The sequence below is a fragment of the Fusobacterium sp. genome (assembly GCF_019012925.1).
Taxonomy (GTDB): domain Bacteria; phylum Fusobacteriota; class Fusobacteriia; order Fusobacteriales; family Fusobacteriaceae; genus Fusobacterium_A.
Window position 1 is genome coordinate 64,584 of the sequence record NZ_JAGIRL010000043.1, and the last position, 13,210, is coordinate 77,793.

General features: G+C 30.9%; 11 protein-coding genes. 8 read left to right on the forward strand and 3 right to left on the reverse strand.

Features of this window, described 5'->3' with window-relative positions:
* Positions 1-156: 156 nt before the first annotated feature.
* Both QZ286_RS07885 and QZ286_RS07890 read left to right on the forward strand, forming a co-directional pair.
* Positions 157-609, forward strand: coding sequence for a TSCPD domain-containing protein (locus QZ286_RS07885; protein WP_291256411.1), 453 nt, complete (start codon positions 157-159; stop codon positions 607-609).
* A gap of 23 nt (positions 610-632) precedes the next feature.
* Complete coding sequence (locus QZ286_RS07890; RefSeq protein ID WP_291256412.1) at positions 633-935, forward strand: FMN-binding protein; 303 nt, start codon at positions 633-635, stop codon at positions 933-935.
* Between the two features lie 75 nt (positions 936-1,010).
* Here the strand turns inward: QZ286_RS07890 and adhE are convergent, their stop codons facing one another.
* Positions 1,011-3,665: a bifunctional acetaldehyde-CoA/alcohol dehydrogenase gene (gene adhE / locus QZ286_RS07895; RefSeq protein WP_291256413.1), complete on the reverse strand. Its 2,655-nt coding sequence runs from the start codon at positions 3,663-3,665 to the stop codon at positions 1,011-1,013.
* Positions 3,666-4,008: 343 nt separating this feature from the next.
* Here adhE and thyA point away from each other — a divergent pair, with 343 nt between their 5' ends.
* Positions 4,009-4,833, forward strand: a complete 825-nt coding sequence (thyA, locus tag QZ286_RS07900; protein WP_291256414.1) for a thymidylate synthase — start codon at positions 4,009-4,011, stop codon at positions 4,831-4,833.
* Positions 4,833-5,312: a dihydrofolate reductase gene (locus QZ286_RS07905; protein WP_291256415.1), complete on the forward strand. Its 480-nt coding sequence runs from the start codon at positions 4,833-4,835 to the stop codon at positions 5,310-5,312. The genes thyA and QZ286_RS07905 overlap by 1 nt, the downstream gene beginning before the upstream one ends.
* Positions 5,313-5,382: 70 nt before the next feature.
* Here QZ286_RS07905 and QZ286_RS07910 read toward each other — a convergent pair whose 3' ends face one another.
* Positions 5,383-5,922, reverse strand: coding sequence for a helix-turn-helix domain-containing protein (locus tag QZ286_RS07910; RefSeq protein WP_291256416.1), 540 nt, complete (start codon positions 5,920-5,922; stop codon positions 5,383-5,385).
* A gap of 92 nt (positions 5,923-6,014) precedes the next feature.
* Positions 6,015-8,129: a glutamine synthetase III gene (locus QZ286_RS07915; protein ID WP_291256417.1), complete on the reverse strand. Its 2,115-nt coding sequence runs from the start codon at positions 8,127-8,129 to the stop codon at positions 6,015-6,017.
* A 244-nt stretch (positions 8,130-8,373) separates the two neighbouring features.
* On the opposite strand from QZ286_RS07915, the gene ptsP reads away from it, so the two are divergent.
* Genes ptsP through QZ286_RS07935 form a run of 4 tightly spaced genes read left to right on the forward strand, consistent with a single transcriptional unit; the run spans position 8,374 to position 12,896 of the window.
* Positions 8,374-10,107, forward strand: a complete 1,734-nt coding sequence (gene ptsP, locus QZ286_RS07920; protein WP_291256418.1) for a phosphoenolpyruvate--protein phosphotransferase — start codon at positions 8,374-8,376, stop codon at positions 10,105-10,107.
* Positions 10,108-10,127: 20 nt separating this feature from the next.
* Complete coding sequence (locus QZ286_RS07925; RefSeq protein ID WP_291256419.1) at positions 10,128-10,397, forward strand: HPr family phosphocarrier protein; 270 nt, start codon at positions 10,128-10,130, stop codon at positions 10,395-10,397.
* Between the two features lie 4 nt (positions 10,398-10,401).
* Positions 10,402-11,271 (forward strand): 4-hydroxy-3-methylbut-2-enyl diphosphate reductase, encoded by an 870-nt coding sequence (gene ispH, locus QZ286_RS07930; protein ID WP_291256420.1) that lies wholly within the window; start codon positions 10,402-10,404, stop codon positions 11,269-11,271.
* Positions 11,271-12,896: a 30S ribosomal protein S1 gene (locus tag QZ286_RS07935; RefSeq protein WP_291256421.1), complete on the forward strand. Its 1,626-nt coding sequence runs from the start codon at positions 11,271-11,273 to the stop codon at positions 12,894-12,896. The genes ispH and QZ286_RS07935 overlap by 1 nt, the downstream gene beginning before the upstream one ends.
* Positions 12,897-13,210 lie beyond the last annotated feature (314 nt).

Below are 13,210 nucleotides of genomic sequence, written 5' to 3' on the forward strand. Positions count from 1 at the left end.
ATATATTTTACCTTATAATCTAAATTTTTTCAACATTTATTAAAATATTATTACTTATTTTAATAAAAATATTGAATTTTTATTGAAAAATGTATATAATATGTTATATATTGTTGTTATAAATACATAAAATACTGTTTTAGGAAGGTGAATTTTATGAAAAAAACTGTTGTTATCCTTGCTTCTATTTTATTAGCACAAAATGCTATGGCTTCTAAGGTAATTAACAAAGATGTTACTTTTACCGAAAAAACTTATGGTGTCTGCTCTACTGAGATGACTGTATCTGTAAAAGATGGTAAGATTGAGTCTTTCTCTGCAGTAAAAGGGTGTCCAGGTAACCTTGCTGCCATTGGAAAACTTTTACCAGGAATGGAAGTTACAAAAGTTATAGAATTACTAGATGACAACTATTGTTCAGGAGCTCCACTTGCAGGTTATACCTCTTGTATGGATAACCTTGTTGAAATGCTAAAAAAACATGTTACTGGAGAGGGAGAGGGACCTATGATTGAGATTAGAAAAGCTCAAAGGGCAGCTAAACTCAAAGTTGCATTCTCTGGACATGTTTGTAGTGGTTGTGGACTTTGTCAAGCCTCATTTTCTTAATACACTTTAATCTAGGAGGATTTATGAAAAAACTATTACTAAGCCTTATGGCTGTATTTACAATAACTGCTGTTGCAGCTACTAAAGAGGGAACTGGTTTAGGATACAAAGATGATATCACTGTTTCTGTTGAAACAGAAGGAGATAAAATCGTTGCTATAAAAGTTATCAAAATGGAGGAAACTAAGAGGATTGCTGAACCTGCTATTGAAAAACTTACTGCAGAGATCATAGCTAAACAATCTGTAGAAGTTGATAATGTAGCTGGTGCTACTTATACTTCTGAAGGGTTCAAAGAAGCTGTAGCTGATGCTCTAAAAAAATAGCAATCACTTGAAACTCAGATAATTTAAGAGAGGCTGTCAGAAATACAGCCTCTCTTCTTATTTTATAAAATTCTATTATTTATCAAATTTGCTCTCATAATCCCAAATAGTTCTCAATATCTCTTCCATATCGTGTACCATTGGCATTCTAGGGTTAGCAGGTGTACATTGATCCTCATAAGCATTCATAGCCATTCTGTGGATTGCCTCATCCCAAGCCTCTTTTGATATTCCTTGAGATTTGATATTACTTACTACTCCTACTTTTTTACATAACTCTTCACAAGCATCAGCAAACATCTGTACCCCTTCAGCTGGAGTTCTAGGATTTAATCCTATTAATTGAGCTAATTCCATATATTTTACATCTGCTTTATAGTTCTCAATTTTAGGCCAGATATTTAATTTTGTAGGTATAGTACCATTGTATCTAATTACATGTGGTAATAAGATTCCATTTGTACGTCCATGAGGTATATGGAACTCTCCACCTATTTTATGAGCAAGTGAGTGGTTCATTCCTAAGAACGCATTAGCAAAAGCCATTCCTGCTATTGTAGAAGCATTATGCATCTTCTCTCTAGCACATGGATGTTTTGCCCCCTCTTTTACTGATGCCTCTAAGTAATCAAATACCAATTTAACTGCTTGTTTTGCCCATCCATCTGTAAAATCAGATGCTAATATAGAAACATATGCTTCAACTGCGTGAGTTAATACGTCTATTCCTGTATCTGCTGCTATACTAGCTGGTAAACTCATTACTAACTCTGGATCTACTATAGCAACTGTTGGTGTTAGTGAATAATCTGTTAATGGATATTTTTTATTCTCTTTAGTATCTGTTATTACAGCAAATGGAGTTACTTCTGATCCAGTTCCTGAAGTTGTAGGAATACAAACCAATTTAGCTTTTTTTCCTAATTCTGGGAATCTGAATGCACGTTTTCTTATATCCATAAATTTTTGTTTTATATCATCAAAGTTTACTTCTGGATTTTCATATAGTAACCACATTACTTTAGCAGCATCCATTGGCGATCCTCCACCTAAAGCAATAATTGTATCTGGTTTAAAGTTATTCATTAATTCCAATCCTTTTTCTACTATATCAAAGCTTGGATCTGACTCAACATCAAAGAATAGCTCTATATCTACATTGTCTCTTCTTCCTACTAATACATCTTCAATCTTTTTAACGTATCCTAAATTATACATTCCTCTATCAGTTATTATCATAACCTTTTTCATATCCTTCATATCTTGAAGATATTTTATTGAGTTTTTCTCAAAGTAAATTTTTGGTGGAAGTTTAACCCATTGCATATTATTATTACGTCTCCCTATTCTTTTGATATTTAATAAGTTTAATGCACTTACGTTATTAGAAACTGAGTTACGTCCATAAGATCCGCAACCTAATGTTAATGATGGAATAAATGCGTTGTATACAGATCCTACTCCTCCAAATGTTGATGGTGCATTCTCTATTATTCTTATAGCTTTACATTTAAATCCAAATCTCTTAGAGATCTCTGAATCTTGCGTGTGAATAGCTGCTGAGTGTCCTAAACCATTAAACTCTACCATTGCTGCTGCTTTATCAATTCCATCTTCAGTACTACTTGCTTTTAATACTGCTAACACTGGAGACAATTTCTCTCTAGTTAAAGGCTCATTAACTCCTACCTCTTTACACTCTGCACAAATTATTTGAGTATCTTTTGGCACCTTAAATCCTGCTTGTTCTGCTATCCATGTAGCTGGTTTTCCTACTACCTCTGAGTTTAATTTTGCTCCACTTGCCTCTTCTGAATAAGCAGCTGCTCCAAACATAAACTTCTCTAATTTTATCTTTTCTTCAGCATTTACAAAGTATACTTTAAAACGCTTCATCTCATCTATAAACTCTTTATATATTTCATGATCAACAATAGCTGCTTGTTCTGAAGCACAAATCATACCATTGTCAAAAGATTTTGAAAGTATAATATCATTTACAGCTCTCTTTAAAACACATGATTTTTCAACATATGCTGGTACGTTTCCTGCTCCAACTCCCAATGCTGGTTTTCCACAAGAGTAAGCTGCTTTTACCATTGCATTTCCACCTGTTGCCAGTATTGTTGCAACTCCATCATGTTTCATCAAAGCTTCTGTTGCATACATAGATTTCATCTCTAGCCATTGTATACAGTTTTCTGGTGCTCCAGCTTTTACAGCTGCATCTCTTATTATTTTTGCTGCCATTGCTGAACACTCATGTGCTGATGGGTGAAATGAAAATATTATTGGATTTCTTGTTTTTAATGATATTAATGATTTAAAAATTACAGTTGATGTTGGGTTTGTTGTTGGAACTATTCCACAAACTACTCCTACAGGCTCAGCTATCTCTGTTATTCCTGTAAGTTTATCTTCATTTATTACTCCAACTGTCTTTAAATGACGTAAGTTACTTGTTACATATTCACAAGCAAAATGGTTTTTTACAGCCTTATCCTCAAAAACTCCTCTTCCTGTTTCTTTTACAGCTGCTTCTGCTAATATTCCATGTGCATCTAACCCAGCTACTGAACATTTTGCTACTATGTGATCTACTTGCTCTTGAGTAAATCCTTCAAACTCACTTAAAGCTTTTAATGCTTTTGTTACAAGCTCATCTACATGAATGTCTACTTGCTCATTTGTTAACTCAACTTGTGTATCAATAACTTTTTTCTCTGCCATTTATTTCCTCCATACCTATATCTTCTTGTTGTCTTCTACTTTACAATATTTAAATATAAATTACAAGAAACTTTTTTCAAAAAAATGAAATTGCGCTTTTTTTATTCAAAATTAAGTTTATTTTTTAATCACATTATTGAGTTTTTTATTTTTTTATACCGTAAAAATCATTATTTTAATATAGTTTTATATTTATAAAAAAAATTAAAATTTCGTCGAACAAATTTTAATCTGATAGTTTTCAAGAGAATTTTATCCCCCATTTTTTAAAAAAATTCTAGTAACTATTTGCTTATTAAGTTATAATAAATACAATATAAAAAATATCTTAAGGAGGAAGACAGTGTCAAAATTTGATAAAGTATATAGAGATATAGTTGAAACTATAGATAGAGATGGAATTTGGAGTTCTGGTAATGTGAGAACAAAATATGCTGATGGAACTCCAGCTCACTATAAAAGTTATATTGGTTATCAATTTAGATTAGATAATTCCACTGATGAAGCTCATCTTATTACAACTAGATTCGCACCTAACAAGGCTCCAATCAGAGAGTTATATTGGATTTGGATTATGCAATCAAATAGTGTTGAAGAGTTAAACAAGCTAAAATGTAAATTTTGGGATGAATGGAAAATGGAAGATGGTACAATTGGAAAAGCCTACGGTTATCAAATTGCCAAGAAAACTTTTGGCTATAAAAGTCAGTTGGATTATATCATCAATGAGATCAAAAAAAATCCTAACAGTAGAAGAATTATGACGGAGATTTGGATCCCGGAGGAACTGGATCAAATGGCATTAACTCCTTGTGTACACCTTACTCAATGGAGTGTTATTGGAAATAAACTCTACTTAGAAGTTAGACAGAGAAGTTGTGATGTTGCTCTTGGATTAGTTGCCAATGTATTCCAATACTCTGTTTTACATAAATTAGTAGCAATGGAATGCGGACTCGAACCTGCAGATATCATCTGGAATATTCATAATGTACATATTTATGATAGACATATGCCAATGCTTTTAGATCAAATTAAGAAAGAGGAGTTTCAAGGGGCAACTCTAAAGATTGAAAACTTTACATCTATCTATGATTTTAAACCTGATGACGTTGTTATAGAAAACTATAACCATGGTGATAAAATTTCTTACGAGGTGGCTATCTAATGAAAAAACCTGAAGTTAATATGATTGTTTGTGTTGCTGAAAATAATCTAATTGGGGATAAGACTCCTGAAGGAAATGGATTACTTTGGCACTCTAAAGAGGAGCTAACTTACTACAAAGAAAAAACTATTGGAAATGTAGTAGTTTTTGGAAAAAATACAGCTAAATATGTTCCACTTGAACTTATGAAAAAAAATAGAGAGGTTATCGTTATCTCTTCAAAGGATAATTTTGATGAAATAGTTAAAAAATACGAGGGTACAGGTAAGAGTATTTTTATCTGTGGTGGAGCTATGGTGTATGAATCATATATAAAGAACTACCCATTAGATAATATCTATATTTCAAAATTAAAACCTCATATTGAGGTTAAAAAAGCTAAAACTCCACTATTTTTTCCAGATGTTGAGAAGTATGGATATAAACTTGTAAACTCTGTTGAATATAGTGATTTTACAGCTTGTACATATAAAAAATAATATTATTATTAACAATATAAAAAGGTGCGAGACAATAAAGTGTTTCACACCTTTTTTATTTCTATTATTTTTAAAATGATGGTGGAGTAGACACCCATAGAATTTGGGCTACCCCTTTTGCACAATTTGAAATATAATGGTTCTTTCCAGAGTTATAGTAAAAAGATTCTCCTTTTTTAGCTTTAAATATTTTATCTCCAAGATGAATATTTACTTCACCTTCTAATACATAGCCAAACTCCTGTCCATCATGAGCAATCTCCTCTTTATATCTTCCACCCTCTTCCAGCGTCAATAAAATTGGTTCCATCTGATTTTTTTGAGCATTCGGAATTATCCATTCCACCTTATACTTTAATTTGGGATCACTCACTTCAAAAGCATCGTCTAAATTAAAGACAATTTTTTCATCTGTATCATCACTAAAAAACTCTCTCAAATTAGTTCCCAATCCTTCTAAAATATCTGCAAGATTGGTTATAGATGGCGATGTTAAATCTCTTTCCACCTGTGATATAAAACCTTTTGATAGCTCACAACGACTTGCTAGTTCATCTTGAGTTAAATATTTTTCCTGTCTTAATCTTTTTATTTTTTTTCCTATCTCCATTTTTTATCTCCCTCAATCCTCAGTATATATAGTATATTCTATTTATCGCTAAAAATCAATTGGAAGTATAAAAATGGAAAGTTCCATTATAATTATAATCTAAACAATAGATCATAATATGTAGGAATAGGCCATACAGTTTTATCTACCAATAGCTCTAATGCATCTACAACTACTCTCATTTCATTCAGTACAGGAACAAGTGTTGAATGATAATAACAAGCTCTCTCATACTCATCAGCTATGCTCATAGCTTTTTTCAATCCTTCATTTAGCTCTGTTATTGTATTTTTTAACTGATTTTTAAATCCAATTACTTTTATCAAGTGTTCCTTATCAAATTGAATAAAATCCTCCTCTTGAAGAGCCTCTCTAACACTATTAATCATTTGAGAAATATTAGTTATATACTTTATGATACAAGGGTATATCTCATTTCTTGCCATCCTTATAGCTGTCGAAATCTCTATATTTGTCTGTTTATTATATCTGTCACTGTACACTTTAAATCTTGAATACAATTCATTTCTTGAAAGTACTCCATTTCTTTCAAAAAGTTCCACAGTTTCTTCTCTAATGTATACTGGAATACCCTCTATTGTATTTTTTAAATTTGATAGTCCCAATTCTTGAGCCTTCACTATCCAAGAGTTTTCATATCCATTTCCATTGAATATTATTCTCTTATGAAGATTATATCTCTCTTTTATCAATTTTATTACATATTTATTTATATTCTTAGTTGGATCTGTCTTTTCTAAAACATCTGCATACTCTTTTAAAATATCTGCTACAATTGTATTTATCATAAATACAGGTGTTGAAGCAGAGGCACTAGATCCAGGCATTCTAAATTCAAACTTATTTCCTGTAAAAGCAAAAGGAGATGTTCTATTTCTATCTGATAAGTCTTTAGCTATTTTAGGTATTCTAACTCCCATATCAATTGTCTCTGTAGTATCTGCAGATTCCATAAAATCAGCTTTTCCTATATTTTCAAACAACTCTTGTAACTGCTCTCCTAAGAATATAGAGATTACAGCTGGAGGAGCTTCATGTCCACCTAATCTATGATCATTTCCCGGTGTTGCTGTACATGCTCTTAAAACATCTGCATATCTATCAATACCCTCTACTACAGCCATAGTATATAAAAGGAATTGTAGATTATCTGAAGTTAAGTTATCTGGATCAAATAAATTTATTCCTGTATCTGTTGCTAAAGACCAGTTACAATGTTTTCCAGATCCATTTACACCTTGGAATGGTTTTTCATGTAACAATGCTGCTAATCCATGTCTATTTGCCACTTTTTTTATTGTGTCCATAGCTAAATGATTCTGATCTACAGAAACATTTGCTGTTGTAAACATAAGTGCTATCTCAAACTGGTTTGGTGCTACTTCATTATGTTTTGTCTTTGCCATTACTCCCAATTTCCAAAGTTCAGAGTCAAGCTCTGACATAAATACTTCAACTCTCTCTTTTATCGTTCCATAGTAATGGTCATTCATCTCCTGCCCTTTTGGTGGAAGATTTCCAAATAGTGTTCTTCCTGCTAAGGCTAAATCCTGTCTTCTATCCCAAAACTCTTTCTCTACTAAAAAATACTCTTGTTCTACCCCTAAAGTTACATTTATATGTTTTGTATCGTAATCTCCTAGCAACTTTTGAATTCTTAAAGCTTGTGATTCAACTGATTTTATTGATCTTAAAAGAGGAACTTTTTTATCAAGAGCTTCTCCATTATATCCTACAAATGCAGTTGGAATATATAGAGATTTTGTTACCCCTTCCCCTTTTATAAACATAGGAGAACTTGTATCCCAAGCTGTATATCCACGTGCTTCAAATGTTGATCTTAATCCACCATTTGGAAACGAAGATGTATCAGCTTCACCTTTTATTAGATCTTTTCCAGAAAATTGAGACATAATTGTCCCTTCAGAAGTGACAGAAATGAAAGATTCGTGCTTTTCAGCAGTTAATTCAGTAAGTGGTTGGAACCAGTGAGTAAAATGTGTTGCTCCTTTTTCAGTTGCCCAGCTTTTCACAGCATTAGCTATGACATCTGCAACCTCCAAAGACATCTCAGCATCTCCTAATTGGACAGCTTTAAACTTCTTGAATATAGAGCTCGGCACCCTGCTCTTTAACTCAAGTTCTGAGAAATAATTAACACCAAATATTTCTAGCATTGTGTTCATTAAAAAAATCCTCCTTATTTTTATAAAATTAAATAACAATTCTTTCGCTTTTTAACTTTTTGAATAACTTTTATAACTACACTGTTTAATTTTATTAATAGAAATTTTAGCATATGTTCATAATATAATCAATATCTTTTTTCTCATAAATTTATATTTTTTATTTATCAAAAAAATTGAAAAAAAATTCAAAATAAGTTATAATTTTAATTAGTTATATAGGATTAAAAGGGGTGCTTTTTTAATGGAATTTTTATCGGGCAAATGTGCTTACGAAGGTATAGTTATTGGGGAGATTTACGTAGAGAAAGATACTTATTTAGAACCTGAAAAAGAAATTGTTTCTTTTGATGAAATTTCAACTGAATTGCAAAGATTTCAAGAATCCTTAAAAAAAGCTGAGCTATCTCTAGTAGTTCTAAAAAATGATTTAGATGGAAAAATCGATAAAAAAGAACTTTCCATGATAGATGCTCATATTCTACTGTTAAGAGATCCTTTATACATTTCTGATATAAAAAAATGTATTCAAAACAAGCAAAAAAAATCAGAATATGCTATAATTGAAACTACAGAAAAATTTATTAAACTTTTTGAGAATATAGACAGTCCTATATATAGACAGAGAGGATTAGATATTAAAGATGTTTGTAACAGACTCCTAGATACTCTTAAAAGTGAAAATGAAGGGTATAAAAACTTTCATAATAAGATTTTAATAACTAAGGAGATCTACCCTACAAAGTTACTAAAATTACATAGGGATGGCATACATATCAAGGGGATTATAATGGAGTATGGTGGTGAAACTTCACACGTTGCTATTTTAGCAAAAGCTCTTAAAATTCCTACTCTTATGGGTGTTGCTGATATCTTTAGCTACAATTGGAGTGAAACAGTTATCTTAGATACTACTGAAGAAGCTGGATATGTTATTACCAACCCTAGTAATGAAGATATTCTTAATTACGAACTTAAACAGAGAGAGTTCAAAGAGAGATTAAAAACAATTAAAGATAATAGTTATCTTCCATCTGTTACAAAAGATGGTATTCCTATAAATTTATATCTAAATCTAGGAGATAGTAACCATCACAAATTAAAAGAAGTTGATAGAAGTAGAGTATCTGGTGTTGGACTTTTAAGAACTGAATTACTCTATATGAACAGGTCTAAATTTCCTTCTGAAGATACACAATTTAAGATTTATAAAGATGTTTTAAAAGACTTTTCAAAAGAACAACCTATTATTATCAGAACTCTTGATATTGGTGCTGATAAACAACTTTCCTATTTTCAAATGCAAAATGAAACCAATCCATTTTTAGGTTTACGTGGAATTAGATTTTCATTGGAGAACAAGGAGATCTTTAAAACTCAACTTAGAGCTATTCTAAGACTATCTGCTGAAAAAAATATAAAAATAATGTACCCTATGATCACTTCTATTTTGGAAGTTAGGGAAGCTAATACTATTTTAAATGTAGCTAAGTCTGAATTGAAAAATGAAAATGTCCCATTTAATGAGAATATTGAAGTTGGAATTATGGTCGAAGTTCCATCTGTTGTTATGATGGCTGAGGCTTTTGCTAAAGAGGTAGATTTTTTTAGTGTTGGAACAAATGACCTGACACAATATATATTAGCTACTGACAGACTATCTGAAACAGTTAACAACCTTTATAGTGGTTATAATCCTGCAGTTTTACGTGCTATTTACCATTTGAAAAAAGCAGCAGACAAATACAACAAAAAAATCTCTGTCTGTGGTGAACTAGCTAGTGAATCTAAGGCTATTGTAGCTCTTTTGAGTATGGGAATTAAAGATTTAAGTATGGTTGAAACATCTATTCTACACGCTAAATTTTTAATAAGAAATCTTAATTATAAAGAGATTCAACATATTAGAGATTCTATTTTAGAGTGTGATTCAGCTGAAGAAGTTGAAAATATTCTAAAAAAACATATTAATTTTTAAGTACAGGAGATTTTTTTATTATGAAAAGTAAAATAGTTGAAATTAAAAATAAAGCTGGATTACATGCAAGACCCTCTTCTCTTTTTGTACAATTAGTTACAGAGTACGATTCAGATATTACAGTAAAATGTGATGATGAGGAGATTAACGGAAAGAGTATAATGGGGCTTATGTTACTAGCTGCTGAACAGGGTAGAAAACTTGAGCTTATTGCTGATGGTCCTGACGAAAATGAGATGCTAGAGGCATTAGTTGATCTTATTGAAGTAAAAAAATTTAACGAGGATTAAAATAATGGAGATAATTAGAGCTAAACACATGGGATTTTGCTTCGGTGTAAGTGGAGCTATCAATATCTGTAATAAGATTTCTGAAGATGAGAGTAATTTTGGAAAGAGAACATATATTTTAGGTATGTTAGTTCATAATGAACATGTAGTTAAAAACTTAGAGGAACAAGGTTTTAAAATAGTTGAAGAGAGTGCAATTTTAGAAGGAAGAGATGAACTACAAGAGGGAGATATTGTAATTATTAGAGCTCATGGAACCTCTGAAAAAATCTTCCAGATTCTAAAAGATAAAAAGGTAGAGATACATGATGCAACTTGTGTTTTTGTAACACAAATTAGAAAAACACTTGTAGAAATGGAAAAAAAAGGGTATGATATATTATTTATAGGAGATAAAAATCATCCTGAAGTAAAGGGGATTGTCTCTTTTGGTAAAAGGGTAACTATTTGCAATGATTTAGAAGAATTGCTAAGTATAACTCTTGATCCTAATAAAAAATATTGTCTTCTTACTCAAACAACATTAAATAAGAAAAAGCTTGAAAAAATCAAAAATTACATAAAAGAAAATTATTCAAATGTAGAGATATTAGATAAAGTCTGTGGAGCTACACAGGTGAGACAAGAGGCAGTGGAAGAATTGGCTCAAATAGTTGACTTGCTAATTGTCATAGGTGGTAAAACTAGTTCTAATACTAAAAAATTATATGATATCGCTACTAGCTACAATCCTAATACATATCTTATTCAAGATGAAACTGACTTGAAAAAAGAGTGGTTTCAAGGAAAGGAAAAGATCGGTATTACAGCTGGAGCCTCAACACCGGAAGAAATAGTAATTAAAATAGAAAACCAAATAAGGGGGATTCATTAATGTACAATAATAACGAAAATTATGATGAATTTGAAGCTCTGCTAAACGAATACTTACCAGCAGAGGAAAAAACAAGGGTAAGAGCTACTGGTATCATAGCACAAAGAGATAGAAACTTTGCTTATCTTGATGTTCAAGGACAACCTACTAGTGTTAGAGTAAAAAACGAAGAACTTTCAGCTTATAATATAGGTGACGAGGTCGAAATTCTTTTAGTTGGAGAAACAGAAGATGGTGAGTTCATCATCGGTTCTAGAAAAAGAATTGATATGGAAAATAGTCTAAAACAATTAGAAGATGCTTTTGAGAAAAAAGAGATAGTAACTGGTAAAATTGTTAGAAGAATTAAAGGTGGATATATGGTAGAAGCTTTATTCCATCAAGGATTCTTACCTAACTCTCTATCTGAAATAAATATGAAAGATGGAGATAGTTTTATAGGTAAAGAGGTACAACTTCTAATAAAAGATATACAATTAGATAAGGATAAAAAATCTAAGAAAATAACTTTCTCAAGAAAAGATATAACTCTTCAAAAAGAGGAGCAAGAGTTTTCTCAATTAAAAGTAGGAGATGTTGTTGAGGCAGTTGTAACAGATATTTTAGATTTTGGTTTATCTGTTAAGATAGGTCATTTGAGAGGTTTTGTTCATATTTCTGAAATCTCTTGGAAAAAACTAGAAAAACTTACTGATGAGTTTAAAAAAGGAGATATAATCAAAGGACAGATAATATCTCTTGAAGCTGAAAAGAAAAATATAAAACTTTCAATAAAAGCTTTAACTAGAAATCCTTGGGAGGTTACTGCTGAAACTGTTGGAGTAGACTCACTTGTAGATGGTAAAGTTACTAAATTACTTCCTTATGGAGTTTTTGTTGAAATCGCTGATGGAGTAGAGGGACTTATCCACATGTCTGACTTTACTTGGAATAAAAAGAGAGTAAATCTTGGAGAGTTTGTACAAGTTGGAGATACTGTTAAAGTTAAAGTTCTTGAATTTGTTCCTGAAGAAAGAAAATTAAAATTAGGAATTAAACAACTTCATGAAAATCCTTGGGATTCTGCTGAAGAGAGATTTGCTATAGGTAAGGAGTTATCTGCAAAAGTTTTAGATGTTAAACCTTTTGGATTATTTGCAGAAGTTGAGCCTGGTGTTGATGTATTTATACACCAATCAGATTATAACTGGCAAGGAGAAGCTACTAAAAAATTCTCAGTTGGAGATACTGTTACTTTTAAAGTAATTGAACTAAATTTAGATGATAACAAAATCAAAGGAAGTATTAAAGCTTTAACTAAGAGTCCTTGGGAATTAGCTCTTGAAAACTACAAAGTTGGACAAACTATTGAAAAAGAGATTAAAAATATAATGGACTTTGGATTATTTGTAAACTTAAGCAAGGGTGTTGATGGATTTATTCCAGCACAAATGGCTTCTAAAGATTTTATAAAAAATCTAAAAGATAGATTTAAAGTTGGAGATAAAATTAAAGCTCAAATAGTTGAAATAGATAAAGATAAACAAAGAATAAAACTTTCAGCTAAAAAAATAGAGTTAGAAGAAGAAAAGAGAGAAAATCAAGAACTTCTTTCTAAATATGGAACTTCATCTACTGAAGAATAATATTTTTAGTTAAAAATAGATAGTGTATCAGGATTTCTTATATGAAACCTGATACACTATTTTTTCATAAAACTCTTTTTCCAATACTTTTTTTTGTAACCTTTTAGACATAATTAAGTTGTATAATCAAAACATAATAAATCTTTCCCCAAGATATTTTAATATAGATTAGTAAAAGGGGCTGTTGCAAACTTAATAGCTATATGTTTTAAAATTAGCTAAAGAGATTTTTTAATCTCTTTGGCTTTTTTATTTTTAAAATAAAAAAAGGTATAAAGTACTCGAAATTTTTTCAAATTTCTAATACAATATAC